This window comes from Streptomyces sp. NPDC048416 (assembly GCF_043200435.1).
GTDB lineage: Bacteria > Actinomycetota > Actinomycetes > Streptomycetales > Streptomycetaceae > Streptomyces.
Genome location: NZ_JBICXU010000004.1, coordinates 296,107 through 319,182, shown reverse-complemented (window position 1 = coordinate 319,182; position 23,076 = coordinate 296,107). Strand labels below are relative to the sequence as shown.

Genomic DNA, 23,076 nt, shown 5'->3' with positions numbered 1-23,076 from the left:
GACCCCGAACCGGGACCCGGACCCCGAACCGGGACCCGGACCCGAACCGGGACCCGAACCGGGACCCGAACCGGGACCCGGACCCGGACCCGGACCCCGGACCCGAATCCGCCCCCACTCCCGGCCCCCGCCACCGCGGCCAGTCGTACCGCCCATCAACCGATCGGTTGATCCGGGGTCGAGCGTGATGGGCGATGTGCGGGGCCCCCGCCGGGCGGGATTCTCAGGGCATGGCAATCATCGAAGTCAGCGCACTGCGCAAGGCATACGGCCGCAGGCCCGCTGTCGACGGCGTCAGCTTCGCCGTCGAGGAGGGGGAGATCTTCGGCATCCTGGGCCCCAACGGCGCCGGCAAGACCACCACCGTCGAATGTGTCGAGGGGCTGCGCGTGCCCGACGCGGGGACGATCCGGGTGGCCGGTCGCGATCCCGTGGCCGACCACGACGAGGTGGCCCGCATCCTGGGCGCCCAGCTCCAGGAGAGCGAGCTCCAGCCCAAGCTCACCGTGCGTGAGGCGCTTGAGCTGTACGCCGCCTTCTACCCGAACCCGGCCGACTGGCGTCCGCTCGCCGAACGCCTGGGGCTCACCGAGAAGTTGGCCACCCGCTTCGCCAAACTGTCCGGGGGCCAGAAGCAGCGCCTGTCCATCGCGCTCGCGCTCATCGGCAACCCGCGCGTCGTGGTGCTCGACGAACTCACCACCGGGCTCGACCCCCGGGCCCGCCGCGACACCTGGGAGCTGATCGAGGACGTACGCCGCGGCGGGGTCACCGTGCTGCTCGTCACCCACTTCATGGAGGAGGCGCAGCGCCTCTGCGACCGGGTCGCCGTCATCGACAAGGGGCGGATCGCCGCCCTGGACACCCCCTCCGGCCTGATCCGGCGGGCGGCGGGCTCCACCGTCATCTCCTTCACGCCCTCGGCGCCGCTCGACGACGCCGCGCTGGCCGCGCTGCCGCAGGCCGCCGCGGTGGAGGACAAGCACGGCCGGGTGACCATCCACGGCACCGACGAGACCGTCAACGCCGTCATCACCCTGCTCGCCCGGCACCACATCACCGCCCACCAGCTCCGCGTCGGCGAGGCGACCCTCGACGACGCGTTCCTCGACCTGACGGAGGCCTCGGCATGACCAGCACCCTCACCCCGCCCCGCCCGAGTGGCGCCGCCCGCACCTCCCGTCCGGCCGCCGTCGCCGTCCTGAAAACCGAGACCAAGCTCTTCCGCCGCGAGCCCGCCGGACTCTTCTGGATCATGGTCTTCCCGACCGTGCTGCTGGTCGTGCTCGGCTCGATCCCGGGCTTCCGCGACCCCGACAAGGCGCTCGGCGGCATCCGCTTCGTCGACGCGTACGTACCCGTCGCCGTGCTCCTCTCCATGATCATGGCCGGGCTCCAGGCCATGCCGCCGGTCATCACCGGATACCGCGAGCGCGGCATCCTGCGCCGGATGTCGGCCACCCCGGTCCGCCCGTCGGCCGTACTCGGCGCGCAGATGGGGCTGCACGGCGCGGCGGCGCTCGTCTCCGCCGTCCTCTCCCTCACGGTGGGCCGGATCGCCTTCGGCGTGGCGCTTGCGCACCAGCTCTTCGGGTACGCCCTCGCCCTGCTGCTCGCCGTCCTGAGCGCGCTCGCTCTCGGCGCGCTGGTCTCCGCGCTCTCCCGTACCTCGAAGATCGCCAACGCCATCGGCTCCGCGGTGTTCTTCCCGATGATGTTCAGCGCCGGAGTCTGGCTGCCCGTCCAGGCCATGCCCGACACGCTGGCCCGCATCGTCGAACTCCTTCCGTTCGGCGCCGCGGCCCAGGCGCTCGGCGAGGCCGCGGCCGGCGACTGGCCCGGCTGGGACCACCTCGGCATCCTCGCCCTGTGGACCGTGGTCCTCTCGGCGGCCGCGACGCGCTGGTTCCGGTGGGAATGACAGCGGTGTCCCTCCGGGGCGGTTGCGACGACGGAGCCCGCCTGGACGACACTTGGGGCATGAGCGACGGGGTGAACACGGCGAAGCGGGATCCGGTGGAAGAACGCTGGGACGTGTTCCACCGCTGGGGCCCCTACGGGCTCCTCTTCGTCGGCAGCCTCGCCGCCACCGCCACCGCCGACCTGCTGATGAGCACCACCGCGCGCTGGGTCACCGTCGCCCTGGCCGGCGCCGCCCTCGCGCTCCAGCTCTGCTGGGGCCGGCTGCGCCGCACCCGGCCGGGACCGAGCGCGGCCGGAGCCGTCTACTACTTCCTGCGCTGGGGGATCGCCTTCGCGCTCACCTGGCTCAACCCGTTCTTCGCCTTCTACGCGGTCTGCGGCTACTTCGGCGCCCACGTGGTGCTGCCCCGGCGCCTGGTGAAGCCCGGCCTGTTCGCGACGGCGGTCGTCATGGCGGGCTCCCAGTCCGGCGGGCTGCCCCCCAAGGGCTCCATGGGCTGGGTGCTGTTCGGGGCGGTGCTCGTCATCAACATCGTCCTCCTCACGGTGTTCAGCCACCTCGCCGCCCAGGAGGACGAGCGGACCCGCGTGCAGGCGGCGACCATCGCCGAACTGGAGACCACCAACGCCCGGCTCCAGCAGGCCCTCGACGAGAACGCCGCCCTGCACACCCAGCTGGTGCTCCAGGCCCGCGAGGCGGGCGTCGCCGACGAGCGCCGCCGGCTCGCCGCCGAGATCCACGACACCATCGCCCAGGGACTGACCGGCATCATCGCCCAGCTCCAGGTGGTCACCAGCAGCACCGACCCCGCCCTCGTGCGCGACCACCTGGCCAGCGCGCAGGAACTGGCCCGGCACAGCCTCGGTGAGGCCCGGCGCTCCGTGCAGAACCTCAGCCCCCTCGACCTCGAACACGACGTCCTGCACGAGGCGTTGAAGAAGACCGTCGCCGAATGGGGCACCCGGCACGCGGTGCGCGCCGACTTCACCGTGACCGGCACCGCCGTGCAGCTCCACGAGGAGATCGAGGCCACCCTGCTCCGCATCGCCCAGGAGGCCCTGGCCAACGCTGGCCGGCACGCCCGGGCCTCGCGTGTCGGCGTGACCCTCTCCTTCATGGGCGACGAGGTCTCCCTGGACGTCCGCGACGACGGCCGGGGGTTCGACCCGCTGGACCTCCCGGCCCGCACCGGCACCGGCGGCTTCGGCCTCGACGGGATGCGGGCCCGCGCCGAACGCATCGCGGGCAGCCTCACCGTGGAATCGGAGCCCGGCCATGGCACCGCGGTCTCCGCCCGCGTACCGTTGGTCCCCCATGACCACTGACGCCACCATCACCCTCCTGATCTGCGACGACCACCCTGTTGTACGGGACGGTCTGCGCGGCATGTTCGCCTCGGCCGACGGCTTCCGGGTCCTTGGCGAGGCGGCCGACGGCGTCGAGGGCGTCGACCTCGCCCAACGGCTCGACCCGGACGTCGTCCTGATGGATCTGCGGATGCCGGGCGGCGGGGGAGTGGCCGCGATCGCTGAGCTCACCCGGCGCGCCCTGCGCTCCAAGGTCCTCGTCCTCACCACCTACGACACCGACTCGGACACGCTGCCCGCCATCGAGGCGGGCGCCACCGGGTACCTCCTCAAGGACGCCCCCCGCGATGAGCTGTTCGCCGCGGTCCGTGCCGCCGCCGCGGGACGCACGGTGCTCTCACCCGCGGTCGCCTCCCGCCTGGTCACGGCGGTGCGCACCCCGGCCGCTCCGGTCGGCGAACCGCTCTCGGCCCGGGAGCGCGAAGTGCTCGTCCTGGTCGCGCAGGGCACCTCCAACCGGGAGATCGCCCGGAACCTGTTCATCAGCGAGGCCACGGTCAAGACCCATCTGACGCACATCTACGGCAAGTTGGGGGTCAAGGACCGGGCCGCGGCGGTGGCGGTGGCGTACGACCGGAAGATCCTCGGCTAGCCGCGGCGCGTCCCGCCCCTGCCCTCCCTCAACCTTCAGGACCCCGGCCCTGCCCTACCCCGCCACCTTCAGGACAAGGACCGACCGGGCCGGCAGCGTCACCGTCTCGCCGCCGCGGTGCGGGCGGCCCGGCGCCTCGGCCTGGTCCTCCAGGGAGGTGTCCACCACCAGCTCGTAGGAGCCGGCCCACGGCGGGCCGGGCAGCACACAGCTCTGCGGGCGGTCACCGGAGTGCAGCAGGATGAGGAAGCTGTCGTCGATCACCGGGGCGCCCCGGGCGTCGCGGCCCGGAATGTCGCGGCCGGAGAGGTAGAGGCCGAGGGTGGCGGCCGGCGCGTACCAGTCCTGCTCCGTCATCTCCTTGCCCCGCGCGGTGAACCACGCCAGGTCCCGCAGCCCGTCGGCGCCCCGCGCCCGGCCCGAGAAGAAGGCCCGGCGGCGCAGCACCGGATGGCGGTGCCGCAACGCGACAAGGCGGGTGGCCAGTTCGAGCAGTCCGCGCGGGCCGGGCTCGTCCAGGAGCGACCAGTCGACCCAGCTCACCTCGCCGTCCTGGCAGTACGCGTTGTTGTTGCCGCCCTGGGTGCGGCCCATCTCGTCACCGGCGACCAGCATCGGCACCCCGGTCGACACGAGCAGAGTGGTGAGCAGATTGCGCAGCTGGCGGCGGCGCAGCGCGTTGACGCCCGGGTCGTCGGTCTCGCCCTCCGCCCCGCAGTTCCAGGCCCGGTTGTCGTTGGTGCCGTCCCGGTTGCCCTCCCCGTTGTCCTCGTTGTGCTTGCGCTCGTAGGAGACCAGGTCGCGCAGCGTGAAGCCGTCGTGAGCGGTGATGAAGTTGATCGACGCGTACGGGCGCCGGCCGCCCCAGGCGTACAGGTCGCTCGAACCCGAGAGCCGGTAGCCGAGGTCGCGCACATCGGGCAGCGCGCCGCGCCAGAAGTCCCGTACGGCGTCCCGGTAACGGTCGTTCCACTCGGTCCACAGCGGCGGGAAGGACCCCACCTGGTAGCCGCCGTTGCCCACGTCCCAGGGCTCCGCGATCAGTTTCACGCGGCGCAGGACCGGGTCCTGGGCGATCACGGCGAGGAACGGGGAGAGCATGTCGACGTCGTGCATCGAGCGGGCGAGCGCCGCCGCCAGGTCGAACCGGAAGCCGTCCACACCCATCTCGGTCACCCAGTAGCGCAGCGAATCCGTGATCAGGCGCAGCACATGGGGCTGGACCACATGGAGTGTGTTGCCGCACCCCGTGTAGTCGGCGTAGCGCCGGGCGTCGGACTGGAGGCGGTAGTAGCCGCGGTTGTCGATGCCGCGCAGGGACAGGGTCGGCCCCAGCTCCCCGGCCTCGGCGGTGTGGTTGTAGACCACGTCGAGGATGACCTCGATGCCGGCCGCGTGCAGTGCCCGCACCATCCGCTTGAACTCGCCGACCTGCTGACCGGTGCTGCCGCTCGCCGAGTACGCGGCGTGCGGGGCGAAGTACCCGATCGAGTTGTAGCCCCAGTAGTTGCGCAGGCCGCGCCGGAGCAGATGGTCCTCGTGCGCGAACTGGTGGACCGGAAGCAGCTCGACGGCCGTCACGCCGAGCCGCACCAGATGGTCGATCGCCGCTGGATGTGCGAGCCCCGCGTACGTACCGCGCAGATGCCCGGGCACCCCCGGATGCAGCCGGGTGAAGCCGCGCACGTGCAGTTCGTAGATGACGGAGTCGGACCAGGGCGTCTTGGGCCGGTGGTCGTCGGCCCAGTCGTCGTCGTCCTGTACGACCACGCCCTTGGGGACGTGCGGCGCCGAGTCGCGGTCGTCGCGCACGGTGTCGGCGACCTGCTGCTGCGGCCAGTCGCGTACGTGTCCGTACACCTCGGGCGGCAGCGTGAAGTCGCCGTCCACGGCCCGTGCGTACGGGTCGAGCAGCAGCTTCGCCGGGTTCCAGCGGGCGCCCGTCCACGGGTCCCAGCGCCCGTGCACCCGAAACCCGTACCGCTGGCCCGGCCGCACGCCCGGCACGAAGCCGTGCCAGATCTCATGGGTCAGCTCGGTCAGGGCGAGCCGGGTCTCGGTGCCCGCCGCGTCGAACAGGCACAGCTCGACCGACTCGGCGCCCCCCGCCCACAGCGCGAAGTTGGTGCCCGCGACGCCGTCCGGGCCGACCCGGAAGCGGGCCCCCAGCGGGGTCGGCGCCCCCGGCCAGACAGGGGGGCGCAGAGCCCCCGGTTCACCCCGATGGCCGTTCACCTTCCGGCGCCCCTCCTTCTCGGGCGCGCTCCTGGCGGCCTCCGGCACTGCCTCCTGCTCGGCTGCGCTCGACACCTGACGGCCTCCCGCGGCTCGGCACAGGGCAGCCGCGGCGTCCCGGCCGCGGCTCCCGATGCGTGTCCCTGCACCTGTTCTTCCCGCAACCGCCCTCGTACTCACGTTTCCCCCGGCGGGGGCCGGTCGTTGGGCCGGTCGTGACAGACGTACTGAAGCGGGCAGGGGCGGGCGCGGCCGCCGCCCTGGCATGGGCAGGACTGACGGCGGTCCTGGTGACCGCGCTGACCGGGTGCTCGGGCGGCACCCTGGACATCGGTGACATCGGCGGCAAGCCGTTGACGCCGCAGGAGGCGATCCTGGTGACCCCGGACGACGGGGCCAAGGCGGTCACGGCCGACCAGAAGGTGGAGGTGCGGGTGCCGAGCGGGCGCCTGGAGCGGGTCAAGGTGATGAAGACGGAGGACGCGCAGCCCGAGGAGGTGCCGGGGAAGATCTCCGCGGACGGGCTGACGTGGACGCCGGACGCGGGGGCGCTGCAACTGGCCGCGCTCTACACGGTGGACTCCGTGGCGCTCGACGGGCACGGCCGGCGCCAGGCCCGCCACACCAGCTTCACCACCTTCGTCCCCGAGCACCGGTTCATCGGCTACTTCAAGCCCGAGAACCGTTCCACGGTGGGCGTCGGCATGATCGTGTCCTTCAACTTCAACCAGGCGATCAAGGACAAGGCGGCCGTCGAGCGCGCCATCCGGATCACCTCGCAGCCGCCGGTGGAGGTCAGGGGCCACTGGTTCGGCAAGGACCGGCTCGACTTCCGGCCCGCGACGTACTGGACGCCCGGCACCAGGGTCACCGTCGACATGCGGTTGCGGGACGTCGTCGCGGCGCCCGGCGTGTACGGGATCCAGGACAAGAGCATCGGCTTCACCGTGGGACGCGACCAGGAGTCCCTGGTCGACGCGGAGGCACACACCATGGAGGTGCGGCGCGGCGGCGAGCTGGTCTCCACGCTGCCGGTCTCCGCGGGGTCGCCGAAGAACACCACGTACAACGGCAAGATGGTCGTCACCGAGATGTACGACGTGACGCGGATGAACAGCCAGACCGTCGGCTTCGGCGGTGAGTACGACATCCCCGATGTCCCGCACGCCATCCGCCTGACCAACACCGGCACCTTCCTGCACGGCAACTACTGGGCGCCCTCCAGTACGTTCGGCAACACCAACACCAGCCACGGCTGTGTCGGCCTGCGCGATGTGAAGGGCGGCAGCTCGGACACCCCGGCGGGCTGGTTCTTCGACCGCACGCTCATCGGTGATGTCGTCGAGGTCGTCAACTCCCACGACCGCCAGGTCGCCCCCGACAACGGGCTCAGTGGCTGGAACATGGACTGGGCGAAGTGGAAGGCGGGGTCCGCGATCTCCTGAATTGACCCTGACCCCTTCGACGCACGGCCCGTGACCGTCCCCGGTCGACCGACCGGGGGCGGTTCCTGTGTCTGACCTGAGAGTTCCCGGCAGAAGTTGGGACTGAACGGTGACATGGGAGGGGAGATCGGGGCTCGTCCGGTGTGATTGTCTAGCGCCGTGCGCGCGAGGACGCGCGCGGGGGTGAGTGAGTGCGGGCGGTGGCGGGGCCACGCCGTGCGAGGGGAGAAACAGTCTTGAACGGGCAGCCATTTTCGGGCGCTCCGGCCACGGCCGGCCGGCGCGGGCGCCGGGGCAGCACACTGCTGGCCCTCATATTCGGCGCGTTGCTGCTCCTCGTCACCGCGTGCGGCGGCGGCGACGGCGGCTCGGGGAGCGCCAAGTCGAAGCCGGGTGCAGGCGCCGGCGAGGACACCAAGGCGTCCGAGGCCGTGGTGAGCATCGTCCCGGCGGACAACGCCAAGGACGTGGCGACCAACGGCGCGCTGAAGATATCCGCCGACAAGGGCAAGCTGTCCGCGGTCGCGGTGGCCGACAGCAAGGGCAACGCGGTCGCCGGGAAGATATCCGCGGACGGCGCCGGCTGGGTTCCCGACCAGCACCTCGCCTCCGCGACGCAGTACAAGGTCCACGCGGTCGCCAAGGACGCCAAGGGCCGCGAGTCCGCCAAGGACACCTCCTTCACCACCCTGGTGCCGAAGAACACCTTCATCGGCCAGTACGTGCCCGAGGACGGCTCCACCGTCGGTGTGGGCATGCCGGTCTCCCTCAACTTCAGCCGGGGCATCACCAACCCGGAGGCCGTCGAGAAGGCGATCACCGTGACGGCCGAGCCCTCCGTGCCGGTCGAGGGCCACTGGTTCGGCAACGACCGCCTCGACTTCCGGCCCGAGAACTACTGGGCGCCCGGCACCAAGGTCACCGTCAAGATGAACCTGGACGGCGTCGAGGGCCGGCCAGGTGTCTACGGCAAGCAGACCCGCACCATCCACTTCACCATCGGCCGCTCGCAGGTCTCCACCGTCGACGCGAGCGCCCACACCATGAAGGTCGAGCGCGACGGCAAGCCGCTCAAGACCATCCCGATCAGCGCGGGCTCCCCGGCGAACACCACGTACAACGGGCAGATGGTCATCAGCGAGAAGTTCCAGGTGACCCGGATGAACGGCGCCACCGTGGGCTTCGGCGGCGAGTACGACATCAAGGACGTGCCGCACGCGATGCGCCTGTCCAGCTCGGGCACCTTCATCCACGGCAACTACTGGGGCGACCCCTCGGTGTTCGGCTCGGCCAACACCAGCCACGGCTGCGTCGGCCTGCGTGACGCACGCGGCGCGGGCGACCCGTCCACCCCGGCGGCCTGGTTCTACAACAGCTCCCTGATCGGCGACGTGGTCGTCGTGAAGAACTCCAAGGACAAGGTCATCCAGCCGGACAACGGTCTCAACGGCTGGAACCTGTCCTGGTCGGAGTGGACCAAGTAATCACGCGGCAGCCGTTCCACGCGACGCGCCCCCGGCGGGCCCGGTGCGTGCGGTGACACCGGGGGGAGCCCCCTGTCACCCACGCGCCGGGCCCGCCGTCGTTAGTGGCCGTTAACCTGCCTGCATGACTGTGAACCTCGAAGTTTCCGAAGGCGTCGGCACCATCCGCCTGGACCGCCCCCCGATGAACGCCCTCGACGTCGCCACCCAGGACAGGCTGCGCGAGCTGGCCGAGGAGGCGGCCCGCCGCGAGGACGTGCGGGCCGTGGTCCTGTACGGCGGCGAGAAGCTGTTCGCGGCGGGCGCGGACATCAAGGAGATGCAGGCCATGGACCACGCCGCCATGGTCGTACGCGGCCGCGCGTTGCAGGACTCCTTCACCGCCGTGGCCAAGATCCCCAAGCCCGTCGTGGCGGCCGTCACCGGCTACGCGCTCGGCGGCGGCTGCGAGTTGGCGCTCTGCGCCGACGTCCGCATCGCCGGGGACAACGCCAAGCTCGGCCAGCCCGAGATCCTGCTCGGCCTCATCCCGGGCGCGGGCGGCACCCAGCGCCTGGCGCGTCTGGTCGGTCCGTCCAAGGCCAAGGACCTCATCTTCACCGGACGCCAGGTGAAGGCGGACGAGGCGCTGGCCATCGGCCTCGTCGACCAGGTGGTGCCGGCCGCCGAGGTGTACGAGCGGGCGCTGGCCTGGGCCGCGCGGCTCGCCAAGGGGCCGGCCATCGCGCTGCGCGCCGCCAAGGAGTCGATCGACGCGGGCCTGGAGACGGACCTCGACACGGGGCTCGCCATCGAACGCAACTGGTTCGCGGGTCTGTTCGCCACCGAGGACCGCGAGCGGGGCATGCGCAGTTTTGTCGAGGACGGGCCGGGCAAGGCCAAGTTCCTCTGAGTGACGCCGAGTTGAGGCACCCGGTCAACACGGCCTGTACATGTGATGGCGGTGTGTACACCCTGTGGGGGGATTAGCGCAGCCTTAAGGCAACCTTAAGGAAAACCTCTCCGGAACGCTTTGTGATCAAGCGAGCGCAGCACGTCATCGCAGGTCAGACGGGGTCCCGTGGACACTCTTCTGCCCCTGTCATACGCCAACCCGCGCCTCCGGAACGTCAGCTTCCGGAGGCGCGATTCCTTCGGAACGGCCCCGGAGGCCGCCCTGGGCCGCCATGATGGTGGCATGGCGGGGCTGGAGGGTGTGGAACAACCGGCGCAGCGCGTGAGTGCGACCGCGGCACGATGGATGCCGTCAGCCGATGACGAACTGGCGCTCAAAGCGCTGGAGTTGTTCGGGAATCCGACGGAGGGCGAGGTGCGTCTGCCCTCGCGCCCGGAGTCCGCGGCGACCGCACGCCGGATCACCCAGTCCGTCGTCCTGCGCCAGTGGGCGCTCTCGCCGGCACTCGCCGAGCACGCGGTGCTCCTGGTCTCCGAACTCGTCGGCAACGCGGTGCGTCACACCGGGGCCCGCGTCTTCGGGCTGCGCATGCTGCGCCGCCGCGGCTGGATCCGGATCGAGGTCCGCGACCCCTCGCGCGGGCTGCCCTGTCTGATGCCGGTGCACGAGCTCGACGTCAGCGGCCGCGGCCTGTTCCTCGTCGACAAGCTGTCCGACCGCTGGGGCGTGGACCTGCTGCCGCGCGGCAAGACCACCTGGTTCGAGATGCGGGTCGCCGACCGCTGACATCACAGAAGCCCCCTGGCTGCCGGATGCGGCGCCGCGGGGGCTTCTGTGGAGCGCCGTGGATCTGGGGGGGGTGTGATCCACGACGACTGAGGACGACCTGGCCCGGGTCAATGGGGGTCGTGGCTCCGACTATGACAGATGGGCGGCCCATCATCAAAAGTCCCAAGTCGGGCATAACCCCATGAACCCTCACAGTTTAGCTGTGAATCGTAGGTGAGCTAGAGCACGCACCTTCTAAAGCATGAATAAATATCGAGGCCGCTGAGTGAATCAGCGAGAGTGCGCCCGTCATTCGGCCCGTGTCGGGCGCGACCCGCAAAGGTCCTTGAATGGGTCAATCAGTACGAACCACCCTTCGGCGCACTTAAATGTCCATGTGCTGAATCCATCACCCCGCGCGATCGACCGCCGCAGCGCCCTGCGCACCGGGGCGGGCGCGGCCGTCGCGGGGGCGTTGACGGCAGGCTGTTCGGACGAGCGGGCCGGCCACCGGCCGTCCGGCTCCCCGACGACGTCGCCGTCCGCCTCCGCGGCGGCCGCCGCCCGCCCCCGGGCGCCACGCCCCGCACCGGCACCCCGGGCCTTCCCCGGGCAACCGGTCCAGATCAGCAGCGGACCCAGGGGCCGGCCCCAGGTCGCGCTCACCTTCCACGGCCAGGGCGATCCCAAGATCGCCAGCGCGCTGCTCGGCGAGGCCGAGAAGGCCGGTGCCCGTGTCACCGTCCTCGCCGTCGGCAGCTGGCTCGACGAACAGCCCGCGATGGCCCGCCGCATCCTGGACGGCGGCCACGAGCTGGGCAACCACACCCAGCACCACATCGACATCTCCGCCATGGACGAGTCGCAGGCGTACGCCGAGATCACCGGCTGCGCGGACCGGCTGCGCCGCCTCACCGGCTCCATCGGGACCTGGTTCAGACCCTCCCGTACCCAGTACGCGACGCCGCTCGTTCAGAAACTGGCCCGCCGGGCCGGGTACCCGCACGTCCTGTCGTACGACGTCGACTCGCTCGACTTCACTTCGCCCGGCGCCTCGGCCGTGACCCGCAACGTCACCGGGCAGATCCGCGAGGGATCGGTGGTGAGCCTGCACTTCGGATATGCGGACACGGTCGCCGCGCTACCCGTACTCCTCGCCGAACTGGAACGCCGCCGACTGCGCGCGGTCACGACCACGGAGCTGCTGATCTGATGCCGACCGCTACGAAGACGACCACCGCGCTGCTCTCGGCGGCCGCCCTGCTCGCGGCCCTCGCCGGCTGCGGCTCGGGAGCCGGCCACAAGGACGAGGCACTGAGCACCAAGGCGGCGGTCCCGCCCGCCGTCGCCAAGAAGACCGTGCCGCAGGGCCTGCCCGGGATGCCACCCGTCCTCGACCCCAAGGACGCCTACGCCGCCGACCGGCCGGGCGCCCTCCAGCCCGCGGTGAAGAACTTCCTGCCGCGGGTGTACGTGCCCAACACCAACTCCAACACGGTGTCCGTGATCGACCCGGCCACGTACAAGGTCATCGAGACGATCCGGGTCGGCCATCAGCCGCAGCACGTCGTGCCGTCGTGGGACATGAAGACGCTCTGGGTCAACAACGACCTCGGCGACTCGCTCACCGCCATCGACCCGGCGACCGGCAAGACCGGACGCACGGTGCAGGTCTCCGACCCGTACAACCTCTACTTCACGCCCAACGGCAAGTACGCCATCGTGATGGCCTCGATGGACCGCGAGCTCGTCTTCCGCGACCCGGTCAGCATGAACCGCGTCAAGACCGTCCCGGTGACCTGCGCCGGCGTCAACCACGCCGACTTCTCCATGGACGGCCGGTACTTCATCGTCTCCTGCGAGTTCTCCGGCGAACTCCTCAAGGTGGACACCGAGAAGATGAAGGTCGTCGGCCAGCAGAAGCTGCCCTTCGACGGGGCGATGCCGCAGGACGTCAAGATGTCGCCCGACGGCAAGACGTTCTACGTCGCCGACATGATGGCGCACGGCATGTGGGTCCTGGACGGCGACACGTTCAACAAGCCGACCCTGCTGCCCACCGGAAAGGGCTGCCACGGCCTCTACATCAGCCGCGACTCCAAGGAGATGTACATCTCCAACCGGGGCGAGGGCACCATCTCCATCTTCGACTTCACCAAGAACAAGCTGACCAAGAAGTGGGAACTGCCCGACGGCGGCAGCCCCGACATGGGCGGCGTCTCCGCCGACGGCAAGGTGCTGTGGCTGTCCGGGCGCTACAACGCCGAGGTGTACGCCATCGACACCACCACCGGCAAGGAGCTGGCCCGCATCCCGGTCGGCTCCGGCCCGCACGGACTCGCCGTCTACCCGCAGCCCGGCCGGTACTCGCTCGGCCACACCGGCATCTTCCGCTGAGCACCGCCGGGCGGGAGACCCCGGGCGCCCCGGCGAAGTGCCCCGGAGTCCGCGGACCCGGGGCACCTCTGTGTCACCACAGCACCGGCAGCCGCTCGGGCAGGCGCTTGATGAACCCCGTACGCCACACCAGTTGTTCGGCCGGCACCGCCAGGCGCAGCCCCGGCAGCCGCTCCACCAAGGCCGCGAGCGCCGTCCGTGCGTGCAGCCTGCCGAGGCCCGTGGCCGGGCAGAAGTGCCGTCCGGCGCCGAAGGACAGATGCGGGTTGTGCTCCCGGTCCACATCGAGGCGCTGGGGATCGGGGAAGACCGCCGGGTCGAAGTTGGCGCCCTCCACCAGGACGAGCACCAACTCGCCCCGCTTGACGAGGACATTACCCAGGCGTACGTCCTCCATGGCGAGCCGGGGGAGACCGTCGCCGATCGACAGGTTCCAGCGCAGCAGCTCCTCCACGGCCCGGTCCATGCGCTCGGGGTGCTCACGCAGATGGCCGATCAGCTCGGGGTGCTGGAGCAGGGCGAGGATCGCGAGCACCAGGAACGCCGAGGTGGAGACCGCGCCGGCGCCGAACATCGACACCGCGACGGTGGCCAGCATCTCGTCGGTGAGGTGCGCCGACTCCCGGTCCTCGCGCAGCGCCGCGAGCCGTCCGAGCAGGGTCTCGGGTGCGAGGTCCGGCGCGTTCAGCCGCTCCACCATGTACCCGAGGTCCTTGTACCAGTTGAGCCCGGCGCCCTCGAAGGTGTGCGCGCTGGTCATGAAGGCCACGTCGAGGCCGGACATGAGCCTGCGCCAGTCGGCGAACGGCACCCCGATGACGTCGCAGTGCAGCGCCGCCGAGAAGGGGTCGGCGAATCCCGCGCGCAGATCGGCGGGCGGCCCCTCGGCGAGCAGCGCGTCGACGAACTCGTCGGCCCGCTCGCGCAGCCGCTCGGCCAGACCGTCGGCGCGGGGGCTGAGGGACTTCATCACGGCGCCGCGCAGCCCCGCGCTGTTGATGTTGCCCATGTTGTTGACGACCTCGGGCGGGATCGTCAGGGCGTACTGGCGGGGGACCCCGCCGGCCGCGGTGTCCTTGAGACTGAACCGCTCGTCCTCCAGGACCTGGGTGGCCAGCGCGTGGCTGCTCACCAGCCACGCCTGATCGCCGGTGAGCGTACGCACCCGGGCCACCGGCTGCTTCTCGCGCAACCAGGCGCACTCCTCGGGCAGGACGTCTCCGCGTCGCGAGAGCGGGAAGTCGAAGACGGGCTCGGGGCTCATGCGGCGATTCCTTCCGGGCGCACCACGGCGTGGGCCTGATTGCGGGACGCACGCAGTCCGCCGCCCTTGGCGTACAGGAGATCGGTCAGGGGGATCGGCACGTGGTAGCACGACACCGACGAGGGGACGCCGAGGATGCCCGGGGTGTCGAGGAAGAAGGGCAGCTCGGCGCTGATGTAGTCGAGACACGCGGCCAGCTGCTCGGCGCCGGCGACGGGCCCGCCGATCTTCGAGGAGAGGAAGTGCGCGGCCATCCGCTCGCAGCCGGCACGCACGTTGTCGTCGGTCGCGAGGAAATGCTGCACCCGGCGGTGCAGCAGCTCGTACACCGGATGTCCGGCGAACTCCGAGAGCCCGTGCACCCGCACCGGGGTGCCCTGCGGATCCGCCTCCTCGACGCCGCGCAGCACTCTGCGGCGTACCGCCTTCAGTTCCTTCGAGGCGCGGCGTGCCGCGTGGTCCTCCTCGTAGCCGAGCGCGCCGAACAGCTCGGCGACGTGCAGGTCGGCGTACACGATGTCGATGCGCGAGAACCGTGCAGAAGCCCAGCGGACGAGTTCGGTGATGCGGCCGGCGCTGAAATAGCTGTTCCCCGGACTCACGCCGATGAGGACGTGATCGCCCTCGTCCCATATCTGGTGGCAACTTCGTGTGAAGGGCTGCACGGTGAATGCTTCAGTTGTGATGGTCACAGCTGTAACGCCCCAGCGCCGCTAGTCCCTGGGAGCCCGGTGCTCCCGGTGTGGCGGCGACAGCAAGAAGTTATCGCTCAGTGGCGGAGCGTGAGCGTCCGGTGATCGCTGTATGGCGTGAACTCCTCTTTGTGTGGCGGAAAACGATCGTTTCCATACTCCTAACAGTCACTTCCGCCCGTCGGTTCCGCGTGGGGCCGGGCGCCGGCCGCCATCAGTGCGCCGGCCGCCATCAGTGCGCCGGCAGCGATCAGTGCGCCAGCAGCAGGGCCTCCGAGCCGACCGGCCGGAAACCGGCGTCCTGGAAGGTGCGGACGCTGCGCGCGTTGCCCGGCGACTGCTGCGCCCACAGCACCTCATCCGGCACCAAGTGCCGTGCAGCCAGGGCGAGTTGGACGCCGAGCCCCCGGCCGCGCGCCTGTTCGTCCAGCTCGATGGCGACCTCCCAGCGGCCCGCCACCCCGCGTCCGAGTATCAGGACGCCGCCGTCGGCCGCCCACACCCGTACGTCGTCCCGGAACTTCAGGGCCCGCGCCACCCGCGGGTGCGCCGGATCCTCGATCTCCCGCAGCGCCACGGGCGGTTCGCCCGGCAGGGCCGGAGCACAGGTCACCAGGTCGACGCAGTTCATCGTCCGGCCGGTGCGGGCCATCAGGGCGGCCAGGAAGCCGGGGTTCATCGACGCGCCGAGCGGATCGGCACGGGTCGCGGCGAGGGTGGCTCTGATCCAGTCCTCGTCCTCGTCCAGAAAGATCACCGAGTGCGCGGTGAACGCCAGCACGCCCGCGTCGCGCGGCCCCGGCTGCGCCACCAGCGTCGTGCCGCCGTCCGTCGGCGGGAACCGGCCACCGGCCGCCGCCGCCAGGATGTCCCCGAGTGCCTCACCCATCGCCGTCCCCGTTCCTCTGCTCGTACAAGTGAGCCGTCGCCCACTGGTCGTACCGGTGAGCCGTCGCCCACTGGTCGTACCGGTGAGCCCTCGCCCACTGAAAACCCAACTTTCCCACGCGTCACCGCGCGGGCCTGCGGCGTGGCGGGCGCCCGCCAAGGGTCGGCCGCCGCGTGGAGCGGTGGGATGGGCGGCTAATCTGACCCGCGTCAGAAACGCACCAAGCAGTAGCACCAACAAAGGGGTGGACCCAGTGGCGGACATCGAAGAGGCGCGCAAGGCGTTCGCGAAGCTCGACGTCGACGGTGACGGACGCGTCACCGCGAGCGAGTACAAGGCGGTCATGGCGCAGCTGGGCGACTACCACGTCACCGAGACCGTGGCCCAGGCCATCATCAGGGCCAAGGACGCCAACGGCGACGGCAAGCTCTCCTTCGAGGAGTTCTGGGCGTCGCTGAACAAGTGACCCCCATCGGCCCCGGTGGCGTACCCCCGCTTGTGCGGTACGCCGCCGGAGCCGGCCCGGAATAACGCCGAGGGCCCCGTGAGTTGCCGGGAGCGTGCCCAATGCACCCTTTCCGGAAGGCCAGCTCATGAAGATCGGCATCATCGGCGCGGGCAACATCGGCGGCAACCTGACCCGCCGCCTCACCGCGCTCGGCCACCAGGTTTCCGTCGCCAACTCCCGCGGCCCGCACACCCTTTCCGCGCTCGCCGAAAAGACCGGCGCCACCCCGGTCACCGTCGCCGAGGCCGCCGACGGCGCACAGGTCGTCGTGGTCACCGTCCCGCTGAAGAACGTGCCGGACCTGCCCGAGGGCCTGTTCGACAAGGCGGCCGACGGCTTCGCCGTCATCGACACCGGGAACTACTACCCGAAGGAGCGCGACGGCCGGATCGACGCGATCGAGGACGGCCTCGCCGAGAGCCGGTGGACCGAGCAGCACATCGGCCACCCGGTGATCAAGGTCTTCAACGGCACGTACGCGCAGGACCTCCTGGACCGCCCGCGCGCCCAGGGCGACCCCGAGCGGATCGCCGTGCCGGTGGCGGGTGACGACGCGGCCGCCAAGCACCTGGTGCGCGAGCTCGTCGACGAGCTGGGCTTCGACACCGTCGACGCGGGTGGCATCGACGACTCCTGGCGTCAGCAGCCCGCGACCCCGGTCTACGGACTGCGCGGCACGGTCGCCGAGGTCACCGAGGCGCTGGCGGCGGCCCCGCGGGAGAGGCCGGCTGCCCACAGCTTCTGAGCGGCGTGGATCAGCACCTTGAGGGGGTGCCCGCCGAGGGGACGATACGGCGGACCACCGCCCTGGACCGGCGGCGTGGCCGCCGAGGCCGCGGCGACGCCGGACCCGCCGGAGTTCGCCTCAGTCGGTTGCTCTGCCCGGCCATCTGGTGAAGCGCCGTAGGCCCCTTCGGCTGCGCTTGAGCGGCGTGTCCTCCGGGGCGGCGGGGCTCTCGGCCGGGGCGAGAGCCGCAACCGGAGGGCCCGCCGGGGCTTCCACGTACGGGCTGCCCCGTTCGAGCCGGGTCCGGACGGCCAGCGCCATGGTCTGGTGGGCCTGATGCTGTACCAGGCCCTCCGCGGACAACCGGTCCCACATGTACAGCAGTTCCTGCCCTCGGGCCGCCACCTGGCTCGCGTCGTCGAGCCGTTGCCACGCCGCGGTGGCGCGAGCCACCTCGGGTGCGGCCCTGTTGAGGTCGGTGCGGCACCGGATGCGCGCGACAGTGAGCGCGAGCACCGTGGAGACCGTGTAGTCGCCGCGCAGAAATGCCATGTAGGCCTCGATCGCCCGCGCTTCCAGCGAGAGGTCGTCCTCCACGCCCCGGCGGAGCGTCAGGTGCTCGCGCAGGGCGCTGGCCAGCACGAAAGCGGCGTGCAGCTCCTCTCGCTGCGCGTGCTGGATGATCCGCTCGACGCGGGCCAGCGGGGGGAACGCCTGCTCCTCCGCGTCGGTCCGCTCGCGGCCGGGCGGCAGGTCCTCCTCGTCGGCGATCGTGTAGCTGGAGCCGTCCGGGTGCACCCGGAGCCGCGCCACCTGCTGCACGGTGCGGTCGACGACCGTTGCCGCCACCGGCGCCCCCAGGGTGCGGGCGAACATGGCCACGGCGTCGAGGATCGCCTCATTGGGCGGCCTGGTGCCGCCCATCGTCAGCAGATGACCGTTGACCACCGTCGACCCGTCCTCCGCGACGTACGCGTCCAGGCGGATCAACGGTTGCGCGCTGAGCGCGGGCAGGTTCCCGTCGTCACGGGACACAGGCAAGTGGGACATGTTCGTTCAGCCTCCGGGTCGGACCACGCCGAGGATCGGCATGGATGCGGCCGGTGCGGTCGTGATCGTACGCCCGGGCCGTGGAGCGTGGACGATCTGTCCGCCTCCGATGTACATGCCCACATGCGTAGCGTCGTTGAAGTAGATGATCAGGTCGCCGGGCTGGGCGGACGACACACTGACGTGGCGCAGTCCCTGCCACTGAGCCTGCGAGGTACGGGGTATCGGGTGTCCGGCATGGGCCCACGCCACGGAGGTGAGCCCCGAGCAGTCGTACGACGAGGGACCCACGTCACCCCACCCGTAAGGTTTGCCGATCTGGGCCATGGCGAAGGCCACGGCCTGACCGGCGCTGCCGCTCACGGCGGGCCCGCCACCCGAAGGTCCGCTGCCCTTGCCGGTCTTGTCGCCCTTGTCGGCCGGGCCGCCGTTCGCACCGGAACCGGGCCATTTGGCCGTGGCCTCGTCGGCCTTCTTCTTCTCCAACTCGGCCAGCGCGTTGACCTGTTCGGTCTTCAGGCCCGCCTCGATCCGCTCGGCGTCGGCGATCCTGTTCTGGATCTTCTCCTTCGCGTCGGCCTTGTCCGCGAGGGTCTTCTTGAGCTCGCGCAGGTTCTTCGTCGCGGCCTCGGTCTGCCCGTCGAGCTCCGTGCGGGCGGTCTTCTGGCTCTTGTAGATGCTCGCGAGGGTGTCTCTGGTGCGGCCGGCCTGCGCGGCGTCGGGGAGCGCGTTCTCGGGGTGGTCGCCGAGTACCAACTGGAAGCCCGCGGAGCTGAAATAGTCCCCGCGGTACTGCGCTCGGGCCGCCGCCCCCGCCAGACCGTGCAGGGCGTCCATCCGGCCTTGCGTATGGGCGAGGTCATTCTGAAGGGTCGTCAGTCGCTGCGACTGCTCGGTCGCCTTCTCGTTGGCGGTGTCGTACGCCTCGGTCGCCACCTCCGCCTCGCGGTAGAGGCCGTCGAGCTGGCTGTGGATCTGTTCCAGGGGGCCGCCGTCGACCGGCTTGGGGTCCTTGGGAGCGGCGTAACTCACGTTCGGCATGAGGGCGATCGCGCTGACGAGGGCTGTCAGAACGGCCCGGCTTCGCAGCTGTCTGTCGCCGGTCGACACGTTCATCAGCGCCACTTTCAGGAGGCCGGGTACGAGAGTTGAGATCGCGACCTACCGTCGAGGTGGTCAAGTTGGGTCATACGGAGATTCGTTCGACCCATGAACACACTATCCTCACGCGGCGGGCAGATCCTGCGGTCCCCCACGTGTGTCAACGCGCATGCGACCGATTCATCGGCCACAGTTGGCCGATTCTCGCGCCCAGCACCCACAGCGAAGGCCCTGACCGCGCCGCACTTGGCGCTGGTCAGGGCCTCCGGTTTGTCAGCACTGCGTGCCCCATCTCAGTCCCCCTGCAGACCGGCTGCATGGCTCGCGCCTCAGTAAGGAGCGTACGCGTTCCCCCTCGTGGTGGATGCTGAGGGAGCCGACGGACCAAGATCCGACCACTCGTGATGCGTAGGTATCGGGTTCACCCCGAAGGCCTGGTCGGTCGGCCAGGCTGGTTCATGACCACGTGAGGGTCGCCGCACTCCAAGTGAGGGTGACGGCGTCGCCGTTGAGGAGCGTGTCTGCGAAGGCAGTGACTTGCCGGACGACGTCCGTGAAGCGCTCGGGGTAGCCGGCTGCGGCGGCGGGGCCTTGCCGGCGGCGCCAGGCGGTGTAGGAGGTCTGGCGGCGCTCGCCGAGGTCGGTGATGGTCGAGCTGAGGGGTTTCAGGGTGATGCCGCGGTGTGTGGCGGTGGCGGTCAGTGCTGTGGTGAGTTCTTGGCCGTCCAGGTCGTTGAGCGTGAGCAAACGGTAAAGGTCGCCGTAGTCGCGGTCGCGGGTGTTGAGCTCACCGAGTGAGACAGCGGTGGAGAGTTTCTCGGCGATGACGGTGGCCAGTGGGTAACCGAAGATCTGGAAGCTCTCCTCGGTGAGCTGTTGTGGGTAGTCGATGAGCCGGGGGCCGGGCGTGACGGGGTCGCCAAAGCTCACGTCCAGTTGAACTTTGAGCCGCGCTCGGGCGATGGAGGCGACCATGGACAGGCGTAGGCCGTGGTATTCGTCCTCCTCGCGGATGGGGACCGTCTTGAGTGCCGTGGGATCGAACACGACTCCATCGTCGTTCTCGGTGGCGGCGATGGCCGCGATTCTGTGGATGATCTCGGTTTCTGTGCCTGGGAACGAGCGGCCGAGGATGTCGATGCCGCGGGTCATTCGCCGTGCGCCGAACTGGGCGAGCAGCAGGCCACCCTTGAGAACGAAGTGCTCCCGGCCCAGGGGTGATGAGGCAAGGCGGTAGAGGAACCGTTCGAGGACGTACTCGACCATAACCTCGTCCGTTGACCGGCTGGTGCGGCGGGCCAGGTTACGCAGGTCGTTGTAGACGCGGCCGGCGGTCGTGTCGCGGGTGGGGTTGGTCATCAGGCGAGCACCGCCTCTACGGCGGGGCGGACGACGGAGAGAGCGTCCAACTCGCATGCGAAGTGCTGAAGTTCGCCGACTCCGCCTCGCCCGCTCCGGCGCAGGTAGCGGCCGAGCGCGGACAGGGCGAGGGTCTCGCCGAGGCGGCTGCGGTGGCGCATCGCGTCGACGACGCTGCGGGCCGCGTTGTACAGGGGGACGGTCTCTCCCGGGGCTGCTTCGAACCGTTCGATACCGAGGCCGAAGGTCTTCGCGGCGTACTGCGCCACCACGGTCGGCGGGTAGGAGATCGTCGGGCGTCGTGTACCGCGCGGCACGGCGATGTGTACTGCTGCGGGGATGTCGTCGATCAGCTCATGCAGGGCCAGGGCGGATTCGCCGCACACGACGGCGCGAGGAGCTCGGGCGCACACGGCCAGCAGATCCGCGTGCGCGGTCTCCGGGGCGTCTGCCCGCCGGTACACCCCCCGGGACAGTTCGTCTATCTCCGCTTCCGTGATCAATCGTGCCAGATCGCGAGGGGAGAGCCGGGCCTGACGTGCCTGCGCCGTCGTGAATGTGGGGGACAGGCCGGCCAGCCGCTGTTGCAGGCGCGAGTTTTCCGCAGCATCCATGTATCAAATGGTACCCCTCATGTGATTCTGAGGGACCGATTTGATACATCCCGTGACGCGTGGGCGGCGCATCGGGCGTTGAACGCGTACCGCAAACCTGCAGGTCAAGAGCCCTTCCGCAGGGACTTACCAGGGGCTTTTCAGGGACTTCCACGTCTGCCCAGGGAGCCTTTAGGAACTTCCGCCGAGTAAGCAGGGAGGACCCGGGCAGCGCTGTAAGGCGCGAACATGCTGGTCAGGGCCCCATTTCCCCTAGCACTCGATGATGTTCACGGCAAGTCCGCCCCGCGCCGTCTCCTTGTACTTGACGCTCATGTCGGCCCCCGTCTCCTTCATCGTCTTGATGACCTTGTCCAGGGACACCTTGTGGCTGCCGTCGCCGCGCATCGCCATCTTCGCGGCGGTGACGGCCTTCACGGCGGCCATGCCGTTGCGCTCGATGCACGGGATCTGCACGAGGCCGCCGACCGGGTCGCAGGTCAGGCCCAGGTTGTGCTCCATGCCGATCTCGGCCGCGTTCTCCACCTGCTCGGGGGTGCCGCCAAGGACCTCGGCGAGGGCGCCCGCCGCCATCGAGCAGGCGGAGCCGACCTCGCCCTGGCAGCCGACCTCGGCGCCCGAGATCGAGGCGTTCTCCTTGAACAGCATGCCGATCGCGCCGGCCGCGAGCAGGAAGCGGACGACGCCGTCCTCCTTCTCCTGGACGGAGCCGCCGGGCACGAAGTTCATGTAGTAGTGCAGGACCGCGGGGATGATGCCGGCCGCGCCGTTGGTGGGCGCGGTCACGACCCGGCCGCCCGCCGCGTTCTCCTCGTTGACGGCCATCGCGTACAGCGTCGCCCACTCCATGGCGTGCGCGTCGGGGTTGCCCTCGGCGCGCAGCTGGCGGGCGGTGGTGGCGGCGCGGCGGCGGACCTTGAGGCCGCCGGGCAGGATGCCCTCGCGGGACATGCCGCGCGAGACGCAGGCCTGCATGACCCGCCAGATGTCGAGCAGACCGGAGCGGATCTCGTCCTCGGTGCGCCAGGCCTTCTCGTTCTCCAGCATCATCGCGGAGATGGAAAGGCCGGTCTCCCGCGCGAGCCGCAGCAGCTCGTCGCCGGTGCGGAAGGGGTGCTTGAGCACGGTGTCGTCCGGCACGATCGGGTTGTCGCCCGCCGCGCCCTCCTGTGCAAGCACGGTCTCGTCGACGATGAAGCCGCCGCCGACCGAGTAGTACGTCTTCTCCAGGACCAGCTCGCCGTCGACGTCGTAGGCGAAGACCGTCATGCCGTTGGCGTGGTAGGGCAGGGCCTTGCGGCGGTGCAGGACCAGGTCGTCGTCGTAGGCGAAGTCGATCTCGTGCATGCCGAGCACGTTGAGCCGGCCCGACTCCTTGATCTGCTCCACCCGCGCGTCGGCACTCTCCACGTCGACGGTGCGGGGCGAGTCGCCCTCAAGGCCCAGCAGGACCGCCTTCGGGGTGCCGTGGCCGTGACCGGTGGCGCCGAGCGAACCGTACAGTTCGGCCCGTATCCGCGTGGTGTGGGCGATCAGGCCCTCGTTCTTCAGGCGCGCCGCGAACATCCGCGCCGCCCGCATCGGGCCGACGGTGTGGGAGCTGGACGGGCCGATGCCGATCGAGAACAGGTCGAACACCGAGATGGCCACGGGAGACTCCTTGTGGGGGTGGGTGGACGCCGTTGTCTGCCGAGGTGGTGCAGAGCAAAGGGGGCACAGCATGGGATGGGGCACCGCGCTCACTACCAGTGTGCGCGGTGCCCCG

General features: G+C 70.4%; 21 protein-coding genes. 12 read left to right on the top strand and 9 right to left on the bottom strand.

All coding sequences use genetic code 11. From position 1 onward, the window contains the following. Window positions 1–230: 230 nt before the first annotated feature. The 4 genes from ACGFW5_RS08055 to ACGFW5_RS08040 are packed head-to-tail and all read left to right on the top strand — an operon-like array spanning window position 231 to window position 3,883. On the top strand, window positions 231–1,133 hold the full coding sequence (locus ACGFW5_RS08055; RefSeq protein ID WP_393833323.1) for an ABC transporter ATP-binding protein: 903 nt from the start codon (window positions 231–233) through the stop codon (window positions 1,131–1,133). Then, complete coding sequence (locus ACGFW5_RS08050) at window positions 1,130–1,921, top strand: ABC transporter permease (protein WP_393833322.1); 792 nt, start codon at window positions 1,130–1,132, stop codon at window positions 1,919–1,921. The genes ACGFW5_RS08055 and ACGFW5_RS08050 overlap by 4 nt, the downstream gene beginning before the upstream one ends. 59 nt (window positions 1,922–1,980) lie before the next feature. Beyond that, complete coding sequence (locus ACGFW5_RS08045) at window positions 1,981–3,249, top strand: sensor histidine kinase (RefSeq protein ID WP_393833321.1); 1,269 nt, start codon at window positions 1,981–1,983, stop codon at window positions 3,247–3,249. Continuing rightward, window positions 3,239–3,883: a response regulator gene (locus ACGFW5_RS08040; protein ID WP_393833320.1), complete on the top strand. Its 645-nt coding sequence runs from the start codon at window positions 3,239–3,241 to the stop codon at window positions 3,881–3,883. The genes ACGFW5_RS08045 and ACGFW5_RS08040 overlap by 11 nt, the downstream gene beginning before the upstream one ends. 54 nt (window positions 3,884–3,937) lie before the next feature. On the opposite strand, the gene glgX is transcribed toward ACGFW5_RS08040, so the two are convergent. Then, entirely contained in the window at window positions 3,938–6,193 is a 2,256-nt protein-coding gene (glgX, locus tag ACGFW5_RS08035; protein ID WP_393833319.1) for a glycogen debranching protein GlgX, read from the bottom strand. A gap of 140 nt (window positions 6,194–6,333) precedes the next feature. Here glgX and ACGFW5_RS08030 point away from each other — a divergent pair, with 140 nt between their 5' ends. From ACGFW5_RS08030 to ACGFW5_RS08005, 6 genes are all read left to right on the top strand, one after another. Beyond that, entirely contained in the window at window positions 6,334–7,563 is a 1,230-nt protein-coding gene (locus ACGFW5_RS08030) for an Ig-like domain-containing protein (RefSeq protein WP_393833318.1), read from the top strand. Window positions 7,564–7,799: 236 nt separating this feature from the next. Continuing rightward, entirely contained in the window at window positions 7,800–9,047 is a 1,248-nt protein-coding gene (locus ACGFW5_RS08025; protein WP_393833317.1) for an Ig-like domain-containing protein, read from the top strand. A gap of 124 nt (window positions 9,048–9,171) precedes the next feature. Further along, window positions 9,172–9,939 (top strand): enoyl-CoA hydratase/isomerase family protein, encoded by a 768-nt coding sequence (locus ACGFW5_RS08020; RefSeq protein WP_393833316.1) that lies wholly within the window; start codon window positions 9,172–9,174, stop codon window positions 9,937–9,939. Window positions 9,940–10,224: 285 nt separating this feature from the next. Next, entirely contained in the window at window positions 10,225–10,728 is a 504-nt protein-coding gene (locus ACGFW5_RS08015) for an ATP-binding protein (RefSeq protein WP_393833315.1), read from the top strand. A gap of 382 nt (window positions 10,729–11,110) precedes the next feature. Further along, entirely contained in the window at window positions 11,111–11,923 is an 813-nt protein-coding gene (locus tag ACGFW5_RS08010; protein WP_393833405.1) for a polysaccharide deacetylase family protein, read from the top strand. Further along, on the top strand, window positions 11,923–13,107 hold the full coding sequence (locus tag ACGFW5_RS08005; protein ID WP_393833314.1) for a YncE family protein: 1,185 nt from the start codon (window positions 11,923–11,925) through the stop codon (window positions 13,105–13,107). The genes ACGFW5_RS08010 and ACGFW5_RS08005 overlap by 1 nt, the downstream gene beginning before the upstream one ends. A 73-nt stretch (window positions 13,108–13,180) precedes the next feature. Here the strand turns inward: ACGFW5_RS08005 and ACGFW5_RS08000 are convergent, their stop codons facing one another. The 3 genes from ACGFW5_RS08000 to ACGFW5_RS07990 form a co-directional block, all read right to left on the bottom strand. Continuing rightward, entirely contained in the window at window positions 13,181–14,371 is a 1,191-nt protein-coding gene (locus ACGFW5_RS08000; protein ID WP_393833313.1) for a cytochrome P450, read from the bottom strand. After that, window positions 14,368–15,063 carry a tRNA-dependent cyclodipeptide synthase gene (locus tag ACGFW5_RS07995; RefSeq protein ID WP_393833312.1) on the bottom strand — a complete coding sequence of 232 codons (696 nt, stop codon included), beginning with the start codon at window positions 15,061–15,063 and terminating at the stop codon, window positions 14,368–14,370. The genes ACGFW5_RS08000 and ACGFW5_RS07995 overlap by 4 nt, the downstream gene beginning before the upstream one ends. A gap of 250 nt (window positions 15,064–15,313) precedes the next feature. After that, window positions 15,314–15,952, bottom strand: coding sequence for a GNAT family N-acetyltransferase (locus ACGFW5_RS07990; protein WP_393833311.1), 639 nt, complete (start codon window positions 15,950–15,952; stop codon window positions 15,314–15,316). A 253-nt stretch (window positions 15,953–16,205) separates the two neighbouring features. On the opposite strand from ACGFW5_RS07990, the gene ACGFW5_RS07985 reads away from it, so the two are divergent. Next, complete coding sequence (locus ACGFW5_RS07985) at window positions 16,206–16,418, top strand: EF-hand domain-containing protein (RefSeq protein ID WP_393833310.1); 213 nt, start codon at window positions 16,206–16,208, stop codon at window positions 16,416–16,418. Window positions 16,419–16,545: 127 nt separating this feature from the next. Further along, window positions 16,546–17,205 (top strand): NADPH-dependent F420 reductase, encoded by a 660-nt coding sequence (locus ACGFW5_RS07980; protein ID WP_393833309.1) that lies wholly within the window; start codon window positions 16,546–16,548, stop codon window positions 17,203–17,205. 120 nt (window positions 17,206–17,325) lie between these two features. On the opposite strand, the gene ACGFW5_RS07975 is transcribed toward ACGFW5_RS07980, so the two are convergent. The 5 genes from ACGFW5_RS07975 to ACGFW5_RS07955 form a co-directional block, all read right to left on the bottom strand. Continuing rightward, window positions 17,326–18,237: a hypothetical protein gene (locus ACGFW5_RS07975; RefSeq protein WP_393833308.1), complete on the bottom strand. Its 912-nt coding sequence runs from the start codon at window positions 18,235–18,237 to the stop codon at window positions 17,326–17,328. A 6-nt stretch (window positions 18,238–18,243) separates the two neighbouring features. Beyond that, window positions 18,244–19,353 (bottom strand): NlpC/P60 family protein, encoded by a 1,110-nt coding sequence (locus ACGFW5_RS07970; RefSeq protein WP_393833307.1) that lies wholly within the window; start codon window positions 19,351–19,353, stop codon window positions 18,244–18,246. 441 nt (window positions 19,354–19,794) lie between these two features. Beyond that, window positions 19,795–20,697 (bottom strand): nucleotidyl transferase AbiEii/AbiGii toxin family protein, encoded by a 903-nt coding sequence (locus ACGFW5_RS07965; RefSeq protein ID WP_393833306.1) that lies wholly within the window; start codon window positions 20,695–20,697, stop codon window positions 19,795–19,797. After that, window positions 20,697–21,311, bottom strand: coding sequence for a type IV toxin-antitoxin system AbiEi family antitoxin domain-containing protein (locus ACGFW5_RS07960; protein WP_393833305.1), 615 nt, complete (start codon window positions 21,309–21,311; stop codon window positions 20,697–20,699). The genes ACGFW5_RS07965 and ACGFW5_RS07960 overlap by 1 nt, the downstream gene beginning before the upstream one ends. A 252-nt stretch (window positions 21,312–21,563) precedes the next feature. Further along, complete coding sequence (locus tag ACGFW5_RS07955; protein ID WP_393833304.1) at window positions 21,564–22,961, bottom strand: L-serine ammonia-lyase; 1,398 nt, start codon at window positions 22,959–22,961, stop codon at window positions 21,564–21,566. Window positions 22,962–23,076: the final 115 nt, after the last annotated feature.